This is a genomic window from Paraglaciecola sp. (assembly GCF_051252315.1).
In the GTDB taxonomy this organism is placed as follows: Bacteria; Pseudomonadota; Gammaproteobacteria; order Enterobacterales; family Alteromonadaceae; genus Paraglaciecola.
Genome location: NZ_JBPOFP010000048.1, coordinates 12,730 through 33,449 on the forward strand (window position 1 = coordinate 12,730; position 20,720 = coordinate 33,449).

The window sequence follows — 20,720 nt, forward strand, 5'->3', positions numbered from 1 at the left end:
CATGAAGCAACTAGTTACTTATTTATTGGCAGGGTTGTGCTGTACTACAGCATTCGCCAACACGCCTAAAAACATCATTATGATCGTTGGTGATGGTATGGGGCCAGCTTACACAACTGCTTACCGAATGTTTGCAGATAATGCGTCTACTCCAGCTGTCGAAAGCACTGTATTTGATAGAATGCTGGTTGGTATGGCCAGCACTCATCCGGACTTTAGTGATGGATATGTAACAGATTCAGCTGCAGGGGCAACGGCTTTGTCTTCAGGCGTTAAAACCTACAATGGCGCAATTGGTGTTGATCTTGATAAAAAGTCGGTACAAACCGTGTTGGAGTTGGCTAAAAAACAAGGGCGTAAAACAGGTATAGCGGTGACTTCTCAAATTAATCATGCGACTCCCGCGGGTTTTAGTGCGCATAATGAAAGTCGACATAATTACAATGAGATTGCCGATAGTTATTTTGACAACCGCATTGAAGGTAAATTTGTTTTAGACGTCATGTTAGGGGGCGGTTGGAAGTATTTTAAAAGAGAAGACCGAAATCTAGTTAACGAATTTCAACAAGCTGGATATCAATATATTGATGACATGGCGAACTTATCAAAAGTTAAAGTTGGTAAGCCATTGTTGGGCTTGTTTGGTGACAAAGGGGTGCCTTGGGCTCTGGATTTCAAACACAAAAACAGACTCCCGATATTGGCTAAAACTGCCGTTAAACATCTAGAAAATGACAAAGGATTTTTTCTACTCATAGAAGCTAGTCAAATTGATTGGGCGGGACATGCTAATGATGTCGCAGCTGCTATGGCCGAAATGCATGATTTAGCGTTAACACTTCAGTGGTTAGAAAACTATGTGCTTAAAAATCCAGATACCTTGGTTGTGTTAACTGCAGACCACAGTACAGGCGGATTAACAATTGGTGCGAGAGGTGTGTATGACTGGGTTCCTGACGCCACTAAAGCACTTAAAATGTCGCCAGAGAAAATAGCTCAACAACTACTCCCATCTAAGCAACGTTGGACATTGGCCTCGGAGTTATTGGGTTTTGAAGTATCTCAAGACGAATTACAATCTATCATCACGGCAGACACCCATAAAACAATGCATAGAGCAATTTGTAAGATCATTGATAACAGAAGTAATACCGGTTGGACAACCAGTGGACACACAGGGGTAGACGTACCAGTGTTTGCAATTGGCGCTGGATCTGAAAACTTTATCGGTCATTCAGACAACACAGATATCGCTAAAAAAATGTTTGCGTTATTAAAAGCCAGATAAGAGTTTTATTGTTCAGATTTATACCAATTCGTAATAATTAGTGGCCACTCAGCGAGAGTTTAAATGAGCTTAATCAAGGCGCTTGAATGAAAGAATAGTGTTGCTCTTTTGAGTTCGAGCAACACAGAGTAAGTTCATTTAAAACTCGCCTGAAAGGAATGCCCCAACGGATTTTGACCTGCGTTGTCGGTATTTGAAAGGGAACAACCATTCCTGTACACCGACGCCTTGTTCAAAAACCGCTGGATGCATTCTGAGAGATCACTTATTACTACGTAATGGTATTACAAATAGAAAGCCCGCAATAAATGCGGGCTTTTTAATTTAGGTTATTCTAGTTTTTTACTGATGTTTCTAAAAAATGTTAAACATCTGCTAAAAAGTTTTCTAAGTCTTCACCCGTTAACTTTTTAATTTGAGAGAACAAATACCACAACGCAGCCATCAACATTATCATGCTAGGTATTACAATTACCGGGTAGCTTAGCGCTGTCATTCTACCTAATTCTTCCGTGTATTCTGTGGTGCCAGGAGGGCTAACAAGAATCACTTTAGCTAATATGTAATTTAACGCAGAAGACAAGAAGAACGATCCCGCTACGATATAAGAACTATTGGCCATTTTCTTTTCGAAGACCTCTGTTTTACCCGAATCTTCTAATGCTTTGGTCAAGTTAGGCCAGTTAACTATCTGTTCATTTAACACAAATACTTTAAGCAGAGGTTTGCTAGTTCTTTGAGTAATTAATACTGCGATACCTATTATTCCTGGAATGGCCGCTTCTTTAATTGCAATATATTCTGCAGGTAATTCTAACAAGCTAATGCCACCGGTTAAAAATACGCTAACAATGCCTAATATTGAAAAAGCATTCACTTTTCCAGATTGTTTCAAATCCCATAATCCATAACCAATAGGGAAAATAAGAGCGGCGACTATACTCCACGCAGGCCCTAAATAATCGGCTCCGCTGAGTTTAGACATGATGACGACTGGAATGACGATATTAAAGGCTAAGTTAGCTAACATCCCACCCTGTTTTTTAGGTTTAGTTTCTGACATTCGTACTCTAATTACATAACTTCTGATTTTTGTGACAGCATTATATTCAAATTATCCTATAAGGCTAAGGTTAGTTTTATGAATATTTTATACTTTGCTAGGTGTTGCCCATAGTTTTGCTGCCACTAAACCGCAAATAAATCCAAATAAATGAGACTCCCAAGATACAAATGGTCTGGATGGAAGAACACCAAAAATTAATCCACCATAGAAGAAACCTACCAACAAGGAAATGACAATTAATTTAAACTTTCCACTTAAAAATCCCGCCAGTACAAGGTAACCAAAGTAGCCGTAAACTAAGCCGCTTATACCTATGTGAGTGGCAGGTCGAGCAAATAACCAAACTAAAATCCCCGTCATGCCAATCAACCAGACCGTAACCAAAGCGTAACGTTTAATGCCGTATTGCATGACTAAATAACTAAAAATACACAGTGGTACTATGTTGGATAAAAAGTGTTGGATACCGCCATGCAAGAATGGGCCGACAACAATGCCTGTCAACCCTGGAACGTAGCGAGGAATATTGCCAAATTGATTTAAAAATCTACCCGTAAATAAATTAATTAATTCAATGACGGTAAAAAATAAAAAAATACCAAATACGAATTTGAATTGTTGTTTAGAGTCGAGTGCTTTCAACATCTTGTTGCTCATTAATAAAAGCCATAATGCTATTCTGGACTATTTTGCCTGTAAATTTTATGTCAAATTGTCACAAATCATAACCACACTAAATAATAAGTAGAAATTGATACCTTCCAAGTAATAGGAAAAAGTGTGCACGCCCTCTAAAAATCACAAGTTCTTGCTTCTAACAAAAGATCATAACATGATAGAGCTACCCCAAAATATTAAGAGAAAAGATGAATATGTATCCCTACCGCTTTGCTAAATTTTTAGTTAGCACCTTGGTTTTTGTGTCAATTTCAATATCAATATCTGCCGCAGTGCCGGCTGTTTCTCAAACGGCTGTTGAATTCCATGGTGCACTTACTGTAAGTGGTAATCAGATTGTTGATAAGCAAGGCAGTCCATTGTCTCTAGCGGGGCCGAGTCTTTTTTGGGGAAACAAAGGTTGGGCGACTAACGGGAAAATTGCGCCAGACGAATATTACAATGCTGATGTGGTAGCTTACTTACAAAAAAATTGGAATGCTTCAATTATACGTATTGCAATGGGAGCAGAATCTAGAGGAGGATACCTAAATGATCCAGCAGGACGTATGGCTAAAATTGAAGCCGTGGCCGATGCTGCAATCAAGCAAGGTATGTATTTTATTGTAGATTGGCATTCTCATCGAGCTGAACAAAACACTGAACAAGCGGTTACGTTTTTTGAAAAAATAGCCAAGAAATATGGACATACTGACAACCTGATCTACGAAATTTATAACGAACCTTTGGCCGATACGGATTGGGACACTGTCATTAAACCTTATTCAGAAAAGTTAATTACAGCCATTAGAGCGATTGATAAAGACAATTTGATCGTTGTTGGTACTCAAAAGTGGTCCCAAGAGGTTGATAAGGCTGCTGATAATCCCATTAAAGGATTTAGTAATTTGGCCTATACATTACATTTCTACGCGGGTACTCATAAACAAAAGTTGAGAGATAAAGCGGCATACGCGCTAAGTAAGGGAATTGCGCTTATGGTGACCGAGTGGGGCACTGTGAATGCAAATGGCGATGGTCAGCCTGATGTAGCTGAAACACATCGCTGGATGGATTTTATTAGAGCTAATAATTTGACTCATTGTAATTGGTCGCTACATAGCAAACTAGAAGGTGCATCAATACTGACAGCCAATAGCAACCCGAATGCTAAATGGACAGATGAAAATTTCACTGCTTCAGGACAAATGGTGAAAAAAATTGTGCAAGGTTGGCATAAAGTCGATTATTCAGGTTTTCAAACGGGTCGAAACTTCTCTGTGAAAGGTAATTAATGTCGTCATTTTTATCAGGCTTTTCATTAGGCTTATCACTAATATTAGCCATAGGTGCGCAAAATGCTTTTGTATTAAAGCAAGGCATTAAAAAGCAAAATGTCTTTTTAGTATGTCTATTGTGTGCCACTTCTGATGCGCTTCTAATTTCACTGGGGGTGTCTGGGTTTTCAGCCGTGGTGGCTCAATTCCCTTGGGTAGAAAGTGTATCTAAAGTGGGTGGGGCGATATTTTTATATGTTTATGCATTTAAAAGTTTCTATTCGGCTTATGCTAATCAACATGGTTTAGATCCCGCCTCGCAAACGTCCAGCTCGGCAGTGAAAACAGCTATGATCTGCCTAGCTTTTACTTGGTTAAATCCCCATGTTTATCTAGACACGTTCGTATTGTTAGGTTCCATATCCACCCAATTTGTTGGCACAAAATTAGAATTTACACTGGGCGCGATTATCGCCTCTTTCGTGTTCTTTTTTAGCTTGGGTTATGGTGCTAGATTGTTAACGCCTATTTTTCATAAACCTATATCTTGGAAAGTATTAGAGGTTTTTGTAGGGCTTCTAATGTTAATTTTGGCAACCACTCTAATATTGGCTTAACTAAAATTCAGACTCAGCAAACCTCCTAGGTATTGTTTTTATAAACATCATATGTTTAAATGTTGGTAAGTGATTTAACAAACAACTAACAGATTTCATGTTTTTAGTGGTTTGAATATAAATCAACATCAAATTAAAGCCATAAGATTGAGGTTTGTCAGCTAACAGCTTTCAACTGACCACCCAACTTATAAGAACAAGTAGGATATTATTTTGAACTCAACTCATGCTCACAATAAGGCGATTAACGCTAATTCAGCCAGCCCATACGTAAAGCTAAAAAATATTAACTTTGGTGATTGTACTTGGACTAAAGGTTTTTGGGCCAAGAAAACCCAAAAAGCGATTGATGTGATGATCCCTTACATGGGGGGTGTGTTATGTGGTGATGTGGGCCATGCATTGAATAATTTTAAAATTGCTGCTGGCATGAAAGAAGGCGAACACCAAGGTATGTATTGGCATGATGGTGACTTCTATAAATTTATGGAAGCTAAAACCTATGCTTATGCTCTTACAAAAGAAGACTCTATCTTAAAAGAGTTAGATGAATACATCGATATTTTGGCCAAGGCACAAGAGCCTGACGGTTATTTACAGACCCAAATTCAATTGCGTCCCGATGCCGATCGTTATGAAAATCGCAAATACCACGAAATGTATAATACTGGGCATTTGTTTATCACAGCCTGTGCTCACCATAGATTAACCGGGCAAGACAACTTTCTTGATTTAGCCATTAAACATGCAGAGTTGCTATACACCATTTTTTACCCAGACACTAAACACTTCCAACGTTTTGGTTTTAACCAAACGCAAATAATGGGGCTGGTGGAGCTTTACCGCACAATAGGTGAAGTAAAGTATCTCAAATTAGCACAAAAATTTATCGATCGTCGTGGTACCTACGAAATAGAACACGACAGTACTACAGTGGGTTATCCCATTGGGGATATGGTGCAAGAGCGCACCCCACTTAGAGAAGAAACCGATCCTGTAGGTCATGCTGTACTGGCTTTATATTATTATGCTGGTGCTGCCGATGTATATGCTGAAACAGGTGAAGCAGCTTTGGTCACCGCGTTAGACCGATTATGGGAAAGTGTCACGCAGAAAAAAATGTATGCCACAGGTGCTGTGGGCCAAACTCATTACGGTGCATCAGCTAATCGAGATATGATCGAAGAAGGTTTTATCGACGATTATATGATGCCAAACCTGACGGCATATAACGAAACATGCGCGAACCTGTGTAATGCCATGTTTAGTTTCAGAATGTTGGGAATACACGGTGAAGCAAAATATGCAGACATTATTGAATTAGTCATGCATAACAGTGGCCTATCTGGGATAAGTGTTGAAGGGAAAGATTACTTTTACGCAAACCCTTTAAGAATGTTACACGGCACCCGAGATTATGATGCTCATGCTGATGTAACAGAAACGCCAAATCGTGAAGGTTATTTAGCTTGTTTTTGTTGCCCTCCTAACTTAGTTAGAACTATATCTAACCTGTCTGGTTGGGCCTATAGTTTGTCTGACAATGGTGTGCACGTTAATTTATATGGCAGTAACCAATTAGACACCACCTTGGCTGATGGCTCTGTGATTAAGTTGTCTCAAGATACTGAGTATCCCTGGAAAGGATTAGTTAAACTCACCGTTGATAGCTGTAAAGCTGAAGCTTTTGATATTGCTTTACGTGTTCCAGGTTGGGCTACTGGTGCTACTATCACTATTAATGGTAAAGATGCGGGTGTTGAAACAATACCAGCTACCTATGCGGTACTAAACCGCAAATGGCAACAGGGTGATGTGATTATTATCGATATTCCAATGGAAGCGACATTTATTGAAGGTCACCAACGAATAGAAGAAGTGCGTAATCAAGTTGCCATTAAGCGTGGGCCTGTTGTGTATTGTGTTGAATCACCTGATTTGCCTGAAGAAGCAAGTGTGCTCGATGTATATGTAAAAGGTGATACCGAATTAAACGTTAACTATCAAAGTGATTTCTTGGGGGGAACTGCCACTATCACTGCTGATACCTATCTACGTTCAACTGAACAAGGGCCGATGTACTCCGCAGTCAAAAAACCAGATTGGCAGGAAGGTAAAACTAACTTTGTACCATATTACGCATGGAGTAACCGAGGTACTGCTGAAATGACGGTATTTGTACCGGTAGTTTGGAAATAGTTAAATCTCTTAAAACTTAAAGCGTGTGATAAAGGTTCTCCAACTTAACTGTTGTTGAGCCTTTTTTGTGTTGATTTAGGCCCTCTCAATTTCGAATCAGTTCATTTAATGGAATTGGTATTAAACGACTCGCTGAGCCGGAACTTATTAATACGGATTGGTATAAGACCTGTCCTTTAATATTAGGTATACTCTTGTTTTTCTTAAACCTTTTTCCCTTTAGGAGTGTGTGTGTCAATTCCAGTGCCAAGTCACCTTTTGTCCCTTGATAATATTTTACCAGAAGAACCATTACTCATGATGGGAGCAGGGCCCGTGCCTATTCCAGCTAAAGTGGCGGCAGCAAATGGTATTGTTATCAATCACTTGGGTGACACCATGGCGCAAATTATCGAGCAAGTTAAACTTATGTCTCGATATGTGTTTCAAACAGAAACGGGGCATATTTTAGGTGTTGCCGGTCCAGGTTCTGCGGCAATGGAAATGGCGGTTGCTAACCTAGTCGTACCTGGCAGTAAAGTACTGAGTGTCTGTAACGGTTTTTTTAGTAGTCGCTTAGCAGAAATGGCACAAAGGGTAGAAGCTGAAGTGATCCGCCTTGATGTGGAAGAAGGCCTTAGCGCCGATCCACAATTGGTTGAACAATATATTGTTGAGCATCAGCCTCAAGTGATAACTATTGTTCAAGGTGAAACCTCTAGTACGGTGTGTAATAGGCAACTTGCTGCTATAGCAGCCGTGGCTAAAAAACATCAATGTTTGGTCATTGTTGATGCCGTGTGTACCCTAAGTACTATGCCGTTTAACATGGACGAGTGGGGAATTGATGCCGTGATAACCGGTGGACAAAAAGGGTTGTCTTGTATTCCTGGGGTTTCATTAATTGGTTTTTCGAGTAAAGCATGGGGCTTTATTCAATCTCGCTCTGATCAGCTAAGACACTGGTGTTTAGATGCCAAATTAGCCGATCAATTTTGGTATAAAAAGTCTTACCATTATACCGCTCCCGTGTCGGGTATTTTAGCTATACACGAAGCCTTACGTTTAGTTTGTACAGAAACCTTAGAAACTCGTTTTGCACGACACTTACATAGTTCTCAAGCATTGCAAGCGGGTATTGAAGGCATGGGATTAAGCTTGTATGCAAAACCTGAACATAGGTTAAATTCTGTTGTGGGTATTAATATGCCTACAGGCGTGGATGCAAAACAGCTTTTGAGTACTATGTCTAAACGCTATAAAGTCGAAATATCAGGTTCATTTGGTGCCAATATTGTGCGGATAGGTCAAATGGGTGAGCAATGTCGTACTCACAACCTATTTAGAACATTACATGCTTTTGGTGCCAGTTTTAACTTGTTAGGTCAAAAGCTCGATTTACCAGCTGGCATGGCAGCCCTTGAAAGTACATTAGACCAACATGGTTATGTGGTGGATGAGATCTAAACTGGATATGTAACGCAGATATAATTTAAACTAAAAACGCCGACTATCAGTCGGCGTTTTTATTGAACCAGGTTTTGTCTGTTTTATTCGACTAGGGTTAATTTATAGCCGCCTATGCTTGGGTCAGCATCATCGGCAATTAACACTAAACCAGAGGTTGTACCTAAGGTTACATCGTCTAATCTAGCTAATAACTTTTTCTGTTCATTGTCGTTTTCATGGACCAACAAAATGGTATACAAATTACTGTTTAAGGTTCTTGTATATCTTTCTGCAAAATCAATCCCAACTGCATACTCGGTGGCGGTATCTATGGTTTCATCAGTTTTCACAAAATATACGTCTAGGTCTTCATAATCTTCGATTAAATTCACGATATCGATATTATGTTGATAACTAGATGGAACAATATATTGGGTAAAATCAAGTGCGGAAATCGTTTGATTTTGGTCTTGGTAAATAATTACAGTTTTAGATTCGTTTTGATTCAAAGTCAGTAAAGAGTCTTCGAACGCAATAGAACCTTCAATTATCCCGTCTACCGCATCACTACTAACCGACAGTTGGTAATCACCAAATTCTACTGTTTGAAATGCTGTCATACTCAGTGGGGCCAGATTTTCGAGTGCCCAAGGTGTATTACCTTGAATTGCAACGTCTATAGAAGGTATGTTTTCTATGGTGTTGTAAGCTCTAAATTGAGCCAGTGAATCAAGATCATCAAACTCATAAACTGACGACGTATTGCCAATAACATCCATGGCTATTTTAGATTGACTAGGGCCAAAGGCATCCTTTAGTACAATTAGGTACTGAGTGCTGAAACTAAAGGTAATGTTTTCAGAATCAAAAATGACTTCACCAGAATCCAAATCTCGTATGAAAAAGTGATACTCGGCAAGATCAAATTTTTCACTTTCTAATACGCCACCATAATTAAAATCACCTATTAGTGTTGCTGCTTCAATACTTTCACCTGCTTCAGCAATGAGTATTTCAAGTTGTGCAGTTTTACTGGTGACATTGGCAAAATATAAGCGAAATTCATCTTCTAGATCATAACGATCGTAAACCACACTCACCACATCTGGAGTGTCATAGCTGCCAGTGAAGATTGCCACCATTTTTTGGCCGTCTTCTAACTCTACACTTTGTTCTTCAAACACTTCTTCTTTGCCATAGTCGTCTAAGTAACTCAGTGAAAGCGAATATTCATTGTTTGCGGCCACTGTATTTAACGCAGTCGCTCTGCTATAGCTGACTTGCCCTAAGTAACTCTCAGTCTCATCCTGACTATCAATTAACGTAATCGCTGTACTCTTGCTATTTGGAACAGCGTTGTAAAATTGAATATAACTGTCCTCGTATGTAATGACATCTTCATCTTCGGTTACGTCTGAACTGCTGCTACCGCAGCTAAATAAAAATAAATTGGAACTAATAAGCACAGTAGCAATAAATGCTTTTTTGAATTGATTCATGAATACTCTCGTAGATTAAAATTAGCTGATTAATTAAACCTTAAGAATGTGCAGAAAATGTGGAGGTAAATTGCTAACTTTATGTGTTTTAGCCAACTGCTTATTTGCCCCTCGACTCGCCAGTTTATTTAAACAATACTTTCTACAGACTTTTTCCATTTGAATTTATTTTGGGCATTTTTAACAAAGCCTGGTTACCTATTATGAAATTAAAATTGTTACATAAACTTTTTATTGTCAACGTAAGTGTCATTCTAACGTTAGTTATAGTGATGCAAGCCGTAAGTTATTTCTCTAACAAATCATTTATAGATGATTTTATAGTGAGAGCGGATAGTCAGAGGCTTAATCAACTTGCCATAAGTTTAAGGGAGTATTACCAGAAACATCATTCTTGGACCGAACTAATACAAAACAAACAAAATTGGCAAAAAATGGTTGAAGAATCTTTTAACAATAATGTTTTTGATGTTGAAAGTAGTAGGAACGGAATTGAAAGTGTTAAAGAAACTCTTAAAGCCCAAAAACCATACAATTTTACTAAACAATTTATTGGCGATAAATACAATGAACGAAAGCATAGTAAGCCTAAATTTATGAAGGAGTTGGACTTCCTAAATGAAACTTTTTTTGAACGTTTAACCTTGTTAGATGTTGAACAAAAGGTACTTATCGAAGCTACTTTTGATTCGCCAGAACGGCTATCTAAACCAATAGTTTTGGGCCAAAAAGTGATTGCTTGGTTAACTCTTAAGAATGTAAATCATAAAAACTCTGGGGCAACAGATCGTCATTTGAAAATGAGGTTGTATTTAAGCCTTGGGATTACGGGGATTGGGGTTGTAATTTCTATGGTGTTTAGCTTTTTTTTATCTCGGCACATCACTGCACCCATATATAAATTGAATGAAGGGGCTGCTGAATTAGCTAAACGAAATTTTCAATCCCATATTTCGGTGAATACAAAAGATGAGTTAAACGATTTAGCTAATAGTTTCAATCAAATTTCAACGGCCTTATCGTCTTATGAAACCAGACAACAGCAGTGGTTGATAGATATTTCTCATGAATTAAGAACGCCGCTGACGATTTTACATGGTGAAATGCAGGGAATAAAAGATGGTGTGATTAGTTGCAATAAAGAGTCAATTTTATCTTTGCAAGAAGAAGTAAATGTTCTTATTCGCCTAGTTGACGATTTACATGAATTATCTTTAACAGAATGTACCGAGTTTAAATGTAAAAAAGAAAAAGTTGAACTAAAGCAGTTAATTGACACTCAATTAAAAAAATATGCCAATAAGTTGGGCGCTAGGAAAATCATTGTTAATAAAGAAATGAGTGAAGGAGAGTTTTACACCTTAGGTGATCAAGCCAGATTAGCTCAAGTTTTTAATAACCTTTTAGAAAATAATTATCGCTACACAGAGTCTAGTGGGCAGTTGTGGGTTGGCCTATACCTAAATAATAACGAGATAAATGTGAGTATTGAAGATTCTGGTCCAGGTGTGCCAGACGACACTTTAGCTAAGTTATTCGATCGACTATTTCGAGCTGATCCTTCGCGAAATAGGAAATCAGGTGGTGCCGGAATAGGTTTGACAATTTGTCAAAATATTATTAGGGCTCATCAAGGTGAAATAGTCGCTCAAAAAGGTCGCCACGGAGGTTTGTCAGTGATAATTAAATTACCATTAAGTTAGGTCAATCGAGATAGTATGAGTGAGAAAAAACATATTCTAATTGTCGAGGATGAAATTAAGATCGCCTCCTTAATTCAGAAGTATTTAGTGTTGCATGAATATATTTCAAGCCATGTATCAAATGGCATTGAGGCACTAAATAGCGTTAAAAATTGTATGCCAGATTTAATTATCTTAGATGTGATGTTACCCCACTTAGATGGTTTAGAAGTATGTAAAAAATTACGTGAAATGACCGACGTGCCCATTATCTTTCTCTCTGCTAGGATTGAGGAGGTTGATCATCTAATAGGATTCGAAGCTGGAGCGGATGATTATGTAACTAAACCTTTTAGGCCTTTGGAATTAATGGCAAGAGTGAAGGCCATATTAAATCGACGGAACCATAAAAAAGTTGAAAATGTGCTGTCGGCTGGGGCCGTGACCTTAAACGTTGATACCCATTCGGTATACGTAAAAGGTCGATTAATTAAACTTACTTTAAATGAGTTCAATCTTTTAAGAGCCTTTTTAGAATATCCAAATAAGGTGTATTCTAGACAAGAGTTATTGACTGCTAGCCACGGAAAGTACTCAGAAAATTATGAACGTACAATTGATTCCCATATTAAAAATCTACGTAAAAAGTTGACTGTGGACACGCTTATTCCTAGTCAAATAGAGTCTATCTATGGTGTAGGCTATAAGTTTTCTTCAAACCTTAGTCATTAATGGTTTAATCGGGACTTACCCGCATCAAGAAAATGTGTTTTCAATAAAGGCGTTATGGTCGCCTCAATGTTTAAAGCAGCAATGTTTTAAGCCGCAACGATTATAATTAAAAACGCCGACATGTAGTCGGCGTTTTTATTAGCAAGCTTATGTCTATTTTATTCGACTAGGGTTAATTTATATCCGCCTATGCTTGGGTCAGCATCATCGGCAATTAACACTAAACCTGCGGTTGTTTCTAAGTAAACATCGTCTAATCGCGCATCATTGTATAAACACCGTATAACGCGCTGAAAAACTTACAGCAAAGACCAATATGCTCTTAGTTATTGGGTTCTTCTTTAATGGTGCGATTGGCTAACAAGGCAACTAAACCCACTACAATCCCCCAAAACGCAGAAGCGATGCCAAAAAATGATACGCCAGAAGCGGTCATCAAAAACGTCAATAACGCCGCTTCTCGATAACTCTTGTCTTCAAAAGCTGAAACCAAACTCGCACTAATAGTGCCAAGCAACGCAAGCCCAGCTAATGCCGCCACCATAGCCACCGGAAAAGCCGCAAATATGCCTACCACAGCCGCGCCAAAAATCCCGGCAATAAAATTAAATACTCCGTTAAATACCCCTGCGATATAACGTTTTTGGGGATCAGGGTGAGAGTCTTCACTTGCACATAATGCAGCTGTGATAGCGGCAAAGCTCAGAGAAAAAGCACCCAATGGAGCAAACAAAATATTAATGCCTCCATTCCAATTTAGTAAGGTAGAAACCGGTAATGGTTTTTGACCTGTGGCCCTTAATACCGCTACACCTGGAATGGTTTGCGAACTTGTGGTGACAATAAAAAGAGGAATGCCGACCCCAATCAATAAGCCCAAATCAAACTCTGGCCAAACCCATACTGGCGTGGCCATTGACCAAGAAACTTGCTCAAATTGAATCAAATCGAAAAAATAAGCACAGATAAAACCGCTGACTAACACCCAAATTGCCGCGTATCTGGGCATAATGCGTTTAGCTATGATGTAACTAATAAACATTACGCCGACCATAATCGGATCAGTTTTTAGCGAGGTAAAAATATTAAAACCAAATTGTAACAGTATTCCAGCTAACATGGCTGAGGCTAACGGCAGTGGAATACGTTTAGTGAGTTTATCAAACAATCCAGTCACACCCATCAACAGGGTTAATGCACCTACAAATATAAAAATTCCAATGGCTTGCTCAATAGTATTACCATGTAAGCTGGTGATTAAGAGCGCTGCTCCCGGCGTTGACCAAGCAATGATGATGGGTTGTTTGTAATATATCGATAGTCCAATACAACCTATGCCCATTCCTACACCTAAGGCCCATACCCAAGATTGCAGCATCTCAGGTGTAGCGCCGGAAGCGGTAGCCGCTTGTAATACTATGACCAAAGTACTGGCATATCCCACTAAAACGGAAATAAAGCCCGCATTGATGGCTGATAAGCTCAGGTCAGAAAAAAAAGAAAAACGTTTCATGAATATTTACGAGCAAAACTAGATAACTGAAATTTACCATGGCAGGCAATCAGAGTCAGTAACTCAAAGGTGTACTCATTAATTTTTATTGATTGCTAGAGGTAATATTGAATCCGAATTCTGGGGGAGGGGGGAAGAGGTACCGCTTATCCAGAATTCGGGGGATTTATCTGCTTAAAACGTTTTGCCGCTAGTATCAGTAAGCTTGCTCCTAGGTACATTGTCAGCCCATAAACACCACCAGCTATGGCATATTCGGGCCGATCTAAAAATGATACAGCAATGAGAATCGCCATAGAGCCATTTTGGATCCCTACTTCAATACCCAGTGTTAAACTATTCTTTTTTGATAGCTGGAATACCGAGCCCAACAAAACCCCAAACGTTATCGCCATTAAATTGAGTAAAACCGCTCCACTAAAAACTTGGGAGAATGATTCTGCTAGTGTGTCTTTTTCTTGATAACAAATAGCTACTATCATCAAAACTAGAAAGCTGGTGGATAACCCACGAAAAAAAGCTTCAGATCGTTTGGCCTGTTCTGGAAACTTGTGACGTAAACTTATACCTAATAAAACCGGTAACAAAGTAATTATAATTAAGCCTAGGGTGGTAGTAACAAGTGAAAACTCTTCTGTTGAAGATGAGTCAAAATGGTTTATGGCAAGTTGAATTATTAAAGGAGTACTCACCACACAAATAATAGTGGTGACGGCAGTTAAACTGACAGATAGTGCCAAGTTTGCTCTGGCAATATGGCTAATAATGTTTGAGCTGGTTCCACCCGGACAGGCTGCTACCAACATTAATCCCACTGCTAAATGGCTGTCTAGATCTAACAAAAGTGCAATAGAAAAAGCCAATATCGGCAGTAAAATAACTTGCCCGAGTAAACCGACAAAAATCGCTTTTGGTTCTTTGCCTAACTCTAAAAAATCTTGCTTAGTTAAACTTAGCCCCATGCCAAACATAATCAGGGCTAACACTAACGGTAGAATAAACTGGGTGAGTATGGATTCAGTCATGTTTAGGTTTTTACAAACTTAGCCGATTTTCGCTAACATTTTTAGTGAAGCCCTGCGGTAAATAGACTTAAAAACCTGCCAAGGCCAAGACGGTGTAAAACTATTGTCCACTTCTTTTTCAATGGCTTTGACTATCGCTTTACAGCCTGTTTCTAAATCGACAATAAAGGGCACGGATTTTACTTTTTCATTAATTTCGGTACGAATATAACCTGGGTGTATGGTCGTAACTTTAATAGGCGTATTAAGAACGTCAATGCGAATACCTTCTGTCATTGAGGTGAGTGCGGCCTTAGTGGCGGCATAAACTGTCATGGCGCGTCTAGCACCGCGTAACGCGCTAAACGATGAAATTGTCACTAAATGACCACTATTTTGCTCTCTAAATATTTCCATTGCCGCTTCACATTGAGCTAACGCGGCAACAAAGTTAGTCTCTGCTGTTTGTTTATTGGCTTCAAAAAATCCCGTGCCTATGGATGCACCTTTGCCCATCCCAGCATTCACTATCACTCTGTCTATACTGCCTAGGTCTTGATTGAATTGTTTAAATACAGCAAAAACTTGTTCGTGTTCATTCACATCTAATGAGCTGATGAATATTTTAATATTTGGATTAATGCCTAGCAGTTCAGATTTTAAGGCTTCTAGGTTATCCATTCTTCTCGCACATAATCCAAGGTTACGACCCATTTTAGCAAATTCAATGGCCATGCCTTTGCCCAAACCAGAGCTTGCACCAGTAATTATTATGTTTTCTCTTATCATGTTTTATTTGCCTTATTCTTAGCCTTGTAAGATTTATAATAACTCTAAGGTTACTTATAACTCAGAAAGTGTTTGTTTTTACCATCAAAAATACTGTGTTCATTTAAGCTAGATATCATCAAGCCGTTGCGAGTTGTTTTCAGTTTCGTCACTCCGCAATTAACTAAAGACCAATTTAATCGAAATAAATTCTGCAAAGGGGCCCCCATAATTTTGTGACACAAAAATGCAATAGGTCCACCTGAGGTAAATACCGCAACATTTTTTGCATCAGAATGGAGCTCTAATAGCTTTTGCAGGGCTTGTTCGATACGTATTGTAAACGCAGGCCAGGACTCTAAATATTGAGCGTCATGTTCTCCACCTACCCAGCGTGTGAATGCTTGTGTGACTAATTGAGAAAACGCTTCGTCTGGTTGAGAAAAACCATCTAAATAGGCTTTCATGCTTTTGGCCGTTACACATTCATTATTTTGTTTAGCGAGTATGTCCTGGTGATCATACTCGTTCCAGTTTTGGTTTATTTCGAAAGTTTGATCAGGCAAAGCCAGTTCTGCGGTTTGTTTGTGGCGTAACATATCACCACGAATGACCTGGTCAAATTTGATCTCCGTTTCACGTAAATGAGCACCCAGTTTTGCGGCTTGTTGTTCGCCCATAGGCGATAGACGATCGTAATCATCAGCGCCAAATGATGCTTGACCATGCCGGATTAAGTACAAAGTTGGCATTTATCGTGTGCCCTTAATGGCTTTTCGACATTGCCAAAGTAAATAATGTACAAAAAACCAAATATGTTTAAACGCGGGGTTGTCAGTTTGTTTATGATGATATCGATAATATATTTGCTGGGCAATTCCCGCCAATCGAAACAAACCGTAGACCTCATAAAATGCAAAGTTTTCAATCTTGAAGCCGGTTTTTTCAAGATAGTAATCAATGACTTCTTGCCGAGTTAACATGCCATCTAAATGAGTAGGTTGGCGGCGTGTGCTTCTACCTATTTTGTCATCGTCGGCTTGCACCCAATAGGCTAAACTATTGCCCAAATCCATTAACGGATCACCAAGTGTCGCTAGCTCCCAATCTAACACGCCTAATATCTTTGTTGGGTCATCTACATCTAACACCAGATTATCAAATCTAAAATCATTGTGGGTTAGGCAAATGTTTTCGTGTTTAGGCATGTTGTTTTTTAGCCAATTCATAACAAACTTGCCGCTAGGCACATTCCACGTTTTAGCTTTGCTATAACGGGCACACCAACCATCTATTTGTCTTTGAGTATAACCTTGTCCTTTGGCCAAATGATCTAAGCCTGCACCTTTGTAATCCACTTGATGTAGGTCGATCAGGCTATCTAAAGCATTAAGGCAAAGTTGTCGGGTGGTGTCTTTTTCAAGCTTGATAGCCTTAGGCAGATTTTTTCGAGGAATAAGGCCGGTTATCTTTTCCATTAGGTAAAACTCTGAACCGAGTATCGACAAGTCGTCACAGAAACCTAACATTTTCGGAACGTATGGGTAGACAGGTTTAAGGGCTGCTTGCAATCGGTACTCTCGGCCCATATCGTGAGCGCCTTTGGCTTTAGTGCCAGCAGGTGCGCGTCTTAAAATCACTTCCGTTGTCTGGTCTTGGTTGGCATAACTCAAGCAGTAGGTCCAGTTTGACGCACCACCTGAATATTGAGAAACCTTTGGCTGCCCTTGTAGTTCTGGAATATTGCCTTCAATCCAAGGAATTAATTTATTAAGGTTTAATTCTTCTCCTTGTCTGACCTTACCGGCTTTATCTACTCCCATCATTGAAGTTGAACTATTCATGGGATTTAGGCCTAAAATGTTTGAGTTTAGTTTTCATCATATTGAGATAACGACTAGTAGGTAACCACCTTTTTAACCTATTTGCTGTCCGACCTTGTTTGTGCGTAATGATCATAAACTGATTTCTGTGTGCACCATGGTATATTTGTTCAGCTACATTAGTCGCATCTATGTCAGAACGGCTTAATAATTTATCTACCAGTTCAGGTAGTCCCGGTTGAGCTGTACGTAATGACTCTTTTAAGTTGGTGGCAAAAAAACTAGGGCAGGCTACACACACTTGTATGCCTTTTGGCGCCAACTCAATGTGCATAGTTTCAGAAAAGCTGACTACGGCGGCTTTGCTGGCATTATAACTTCCCATTAAAGAGATAGGAGTGATGCCAGCCTGAGAGGCTATGTTAATAATGGTGGAGGCGTTTTGACGTTCCAACATGGGAACAAATGCTCGGCATATTCGAACCATGCCATATAGATTGATGTTCATTACCCACTGCCATTGTTCAATATCTTCGAATTCCAAGGCCCCCGCAGTTGCTACACCGGCATTGTTAATCAAACAATCAATCTGTGACCAGCGCGTTTCAAGTTCTGACTTTAATGCTTCAATATTCGATTCTTGGGTGATATCACAACCTAAAAAGAACGCTTTTCCTCCAGCTTGCTTAATCTCCTCACAAACATGTAGACCTCTTTCGGTATTGATATCGGTAACACAGACTTCAAAACCTTGGCTCGCATATTGATGTGCGAGGGCTTCACCTAATCCTGAGGCTGCTCCGGTAATTAATGCTGTTTTTTTCATTTGTATTTGGCCAATTCTAAGCGGGTTACCATAGCTTTATGCACTTCATCAGGACCGTCAGCCAAACGTAAGGCTCGGGCTCCTGCAGCAAATCTTGCTAAGACAAAATCATTACTCATGCCAGCTCCCCCATGAATCTGTATCGCCATATCAACGACCTTTTCTAACATATTAGGTACAGCAACTTTAATGGCAGAAATATCTACCATAGCGTTTTTGACACCTAGGTTGTCGATTTTCCAAGCGGCTTGCAGGGTTAATAGCCTAGATTGTTCAATGGCAATACGAGCGTCAGCTATTCTTTCGCCGTTTCCACCTAATTTAATGATAGGTTTACCAAAGGCGCTGCGGCTTAATCCTCTTTGTACTGCCAACTCTAAAGCCTTTTCGGCCATGCCAATGGCACGCATACAATGATGAATACGGCCTGGACCTAAACGACCTTGGGCAATCGCAAACCCTTTACCCATACCCACTAATAAATTGTCTTTAGGAACACGAACATTATCAAAATGCATTTCTCCGTGGCCAAATGGCGCATCATAATCTCCATAGGCCTGTAACATTCGCTTTATCTTAATTCCTTGTGTATCAAGGGGAACCAAAACCATGCTGTGTTGATTGTGTTTATCATTTTCAGGATTAGACAAGGCCATAAAAATAGCCAGTTTGGCATTAGGGTGCCCTAAACCCGTGGTCCACCATTTTTTGCCATTTAGGACTAACTCGTCTCCATCTATTTCAACACTCGCCTGCATATTAGTTGCATCGGAAGACGCCACATCAGGCTCTGTCATTCCAAACACCGAACGAATATCGCCGGCAAGTAAAGGGGTCAACCATTGTTCTTTTTGTTGCGCAGAACCAAAGTGATACAAGACTTCCATATTGCCTGTGTCCGGCGCATTACAGTTAAATATTTCAGAAGCGAAACCACAACGTCCCATTTCTTCAGCTAGTGGCGCATATTCTAATGTCGATAAGCCTTGGGCAAGAGTAGAGTCAGGTAAAAACAGATTCCACAATCCCACTTCCTTAGCTTTATTTTTTAGTGGTTCGATTAAAGGATGAACCTGCCAGTTTTGCCAATCCCCAGTAGGGTTTAGTTGATGGGTTTCGGCATATATTTGTTCCTCTACAGGGTAAACATTTTCCTGCATGAACGTTTTTAGGCGCGCTAAATAATCTTTAGTTTTATCACTGTGTGTAAAGTGCATGGTTTTTATCCGCATTATGACTTTACTCAGTGTAGTCTGTTTAATCGGTTGAATGAAATGAAGTATTCTGTATGCTAACTATGAATTAAATTCATAGTGTTTGTGGGGGTATGGGAGAAATTGATGCCTGATCTTAATAATATTCAAAAACTCGACCTTAATCTGTTGAAGGTGTTTGAGAGTATTTACCTAGAAAGAAACATGTCCCGTAGCGCAGAGGCTTTGCATATTACGCCATCTGCAGTTAGTCATGGTTTAAAAAGACTACGGGAATATTTAGGCGATCCTTTATTTCAACGTAGCAATAATCAAATGCTTCCTACTCCAGCTTGCCAACGAATGGCACCTTTGATTATTGACAACCTAACTAGGCTTAGACAGATTTTACAACATTGGGGGGAGTTTAATCCGCTAACCAGTGAACATCATTTTAGTTTAGGTATCCATTACGCTTTGGAACCGTCTATTTTGCCAAAGCTTGCAACTATGTTGGCTAGTCAAGCGCCACATGTAACATTTGCTAGTGTCAAAGTTGAACGAGAAAATTTAAGCCGTTTATTAACTGCGGGACATGTAGACATGGTATTTGATGTGGCATTACCGATTAAATCCCCTGTATTACATCAAAAATTGATAGACGATGAATTTTGTATTTTGATTAATAAAGAGCATGCCCTAGCTGACAATATGTCGAAGCTAGACTATTTGCAGGCAAATCACATAGGAGTGTCAAATCGACCTAGTGGCGCGATTGCAGAAGATGCATTACTACAAAGGTTGGGTCTGTCTAGAAACATTTCAGTGCGATGTCAGAATTATTATGCGGCAAAATTAATAATACAAACTTCTGATTTAATTTTAACGGTTCCGAGTATGTTGGCCAAAGAGTTACTCGCTCAGCAAAAAGATCAAGGTAATCTTGTTATTCGAGAGCTCCCTTTAGAATTGAACAAATTAGAAACTCACATGTATTGGCATAAAAATACAGAACAAGATGAGGCATTAAGTTGGTTTCGTCAGCAAACTTTTAAGTTATGGGAAAAGCTATAGTTATCACTTCACATACCTAAGTATCACCTTGTAGATTTTTTAATCAAGTTAAATGGGCTTTAATACATCCATCG

At 39.3% G+C, this 20,720-nt stretch carries 18 protein-coding genes; 8 read left to right on the plus strand and 10 right to left on the minus strand.

The annotated features are described in order from the left end of the window. Position 1 precedes the first annotated feature (1 nt). Positions 2-1,288 (plus strand): alkaline phosphatase, encoded by a 1,287-nt coding sequence (locus ACSHXM_RS11210; RefSeq protein ID WP_435688856.1) that lies wholly within the window; start codon positions 2-4, stop codon positions 1,286-1,288. 364 nt (positions 1,289-1,652) lie between these two features. Here ACSHXM_RS11210 and ACSHXM_RS11215 read toward each other — a convergent pair whose 3' ends face one another. Further along, positions 1,653-2,351, minus strand: a complete 699-nt coding sequence (locus ACSHXM_RS11215) for a VC0807 family protein (protein WP_435688857.1) — start codon at positions 2,349-2,351, stop codon at positions 1,653-1,655. A gap of 87 nt (positions 2,352-2,438) precedes the next feature. Next, on the minus strand, positions 2,439-2,999 hold the full coding sequence (locus tag ACSHXM_RS11220) for a rhomboid family intramembrane serine protease (RefSeq protein ID WP_435688858.1): 561 nt from the start codon (positions 2,997-2,999) through the stop codon (positions 2,439-2,441). Between the two features lie 221 nt (positions 3,000-3,220). Between ACSHXM_RS11220 and ACSHXM_RS11225 the strand changes: the two genes are divergently transcribed. The 4 genes from ACSHXM_RS11225 (at position 3,221) to ACSHXM_RS11240 (ending at position 8,550) form a co-directional block, all read left to right on the plus strand. Further along, positions 3,221-4,306 carry a glycoside hydrolase family 5 protein gene (locus ACSHXM_RS11225; RefSeq protein WP_435688859.1) on the plus strand — a complete coding sequence of 362 codons (1,086 nt, stop codon included), beginning with the start codon at positions 3,221-3,223 and terminating at the stop codon, positions 4,304-4,306. Continuing rightward, positions 4,306-4,905 (plus strand): LysE/ArgO family amino acid transporter, encoded by a 600-nt coding sequence (locus ACSHXM_RS11230; RefSeq protein ID WP_435688860.1) that lies wholly within the window; start codon positions 4,306-4,308, stop codon positions 4,903-4,905. The genes ACSHXM_RS11225 and ACSHXM_RS11230 overlap by 1 nt, the downstream gene beginning before the upstream one ends. A 213-nt stretch (positions 4,906-5,118) precedes the next feature. Beyond that, positions 5,119-7,104 (plus strand): glycoside hydrolase family 127 protein, encoded by a 1,986-nt coding sequence (locus ACSHXM_RS11235; RefSeq protein ID WP_435688861.1) that lies wholly within the window; start codon positions 5,119-5,121, stop codon positions 7,102-7,104. Between the two features lie 231 nt (positions 7,105-7,335). Further along, a complete protein-coding gene (locus tag ACSHXM_RS11240) occupies positions 7,336-8,550 on the plus strand; it encodes a pyridoxal-phosphate-dependent aminotransferase family protein (protein ID WP_435688862.1) in 1,215 nt (404 codons plus the stop codon). Between the two features lie 83 nt (positions 8,551-8,633). Here ACSHXM_RS11240 and ACSHXM_RS11245 read toward each other — a convergent pair whose 3' ends face one another. After that, positions 8,634-10,031 (minus strand): hypothetical protein, encoded by a 1,398-nt coding sequence (locus tag ACSHXM_RS11245; RefSeq protein ID WP_435688863.1) that lies wholly within the window; start codon positions 10,029-10,031, stop codon positions 8,634-8,636. A 203-nt stretch (positions 10,032-10,234) separates the two neighbouring features. On the opposite strand from ACSHXM_RS11245, the gene ACSHXM_RS11250 reads away from it, so the two are divergent. Beyond that, on the plus strand, positions 10,235-11,734 hold the full coding sequence (locus ACSHXM_RS11250) for an ATP-binding protein (protein WP_435688864.1): 1,500 nt from the start codon (positions 10,235-10,237) through the stop codon (positions 11,732-11,734). Between the two features lie 15 nt (positions 11,735-11,749). Continuing rightward, the gene (locus tag ACSHXM_RS11255; protein WP_435688865.1) at positions 11,750-12,445 is read left to right on the plus strand and encodes a response regulator transcription factor; all 696 of its coding nucleotides are present in this window, start codon (positions 11,750-11,752) and stop codon (positions 12,443-12,445) included. Between the two features lie 322 nt (positions 12,446-12,767). Here ACSHXM_RS11255 and ACSHXM_RS11260 read toward each other — a convergent pair whose 3' ends face one another. The 7 genes from ACSHXM_RS11260 to ACSHXM_RS11290 form a co-directional block, all read right to left on the minus strand. Continuing rightward, positions 12,768-13,958: a benzoate/H(+) symporter BenE family transporter gene (locus ACSHXM_RS11260; RefSeq protein ID WP_435688866.1), complete on the minus strand. Its 1,191-nt coding sequence runs from the start codon at positions 13,956-13,958 to the stop codon at positions 12,768-12,770. A gap of 146 nt (positions 13,959-14,104) precedes the next feature. Further along, positions 14,105-14,983, minus strand: coding sequence for a bile acid:sodium symporter family protein (locus ACSHXM_RS11265; RefSeq protein ID WP_435688867.1), 879 nt, complete (start codon positions 14,981-14,983; stop codon positions 14,105-14,107). Between the two features lie 18 nt (positions 14,984-15,001). Continuing rightward, entirely contained in the window at positions 15,002-15,751 is a 750-nt protein-coding gene (locus ACSHXM_RS11270; RefSeq protein ID WP_435688868.1) for an SDR family oxidoreductase, read from the minus strand. Between the two features lie 50 nt (positions 15,752-15,801). Continuing rightward, complete coding sequence (locus ACSHXM_RS11275; RefSeq protein WP_435688869.1) at positions 15,802-16,482, minus strand: histidine phosphatase family protein; 681 nt, start codon at positions 16,480-16,482, stop codon at positions 15,802-15,804. Then, positions 16,483-17,574: a phosphotransferase family protein gene (locus tag ACSHXM_RS11280; RefSeq protein ID WP_435688870.1), complete on the minus strand. Its 1,092-nt coding sequence runs from the start codon at positions 17,572-17,574 to the stop codon at positions 16,483-16,485. It abuts the gene before it with no gap. Beyond that, positions 17,567-18,379 carry an SDR family oxidoreductase gene (locus tag ACSHXM_RS11285; RefSeq protein ID WP_435688871.1) on the minus strand — a complete coding sequence of 271 codons (813 nt, stop codon included), beginning with the start codon at positions 18,377-18,379 and terminating at the stop codon, positions 17,567-17,569. Before ACSHXM_RS11285 ends, ACSHXM_RS11280 begins: the two co-directional genes overlap by 8 nt. Then, a complete protein-coding gene (locus ACSHXM_RS11290; RefSeq protein WP_435688872.1) occupies positions 18,376-19,596 on the minus strand; it encodes an acyl-CoA dehydrogenase family protein in 1,221 nt (406 codons plus the stop codon). Before ACSHXM_RS11290 ends, ACSHXM_RS11285 begins: the two co-directional genes overlap by 4 nt. A 123-nt stretch (positions 19,597-19,719) precedes the next feature. Between ACSHXM_RS11290 and ACSHXM_RS11295 the strand changes: the two genes are divergently transcribed. Then, entirely contained in the window at positions 19,720-20,646 is a 927-nt protein-coding gene (locus ACSHXM_RS11295) for a LysR family transcriptional regulator (protein ID WP_435688873.1), read from the plus strand. Positions 20,647-20,720: the final 74 nt, after the last annotated feature.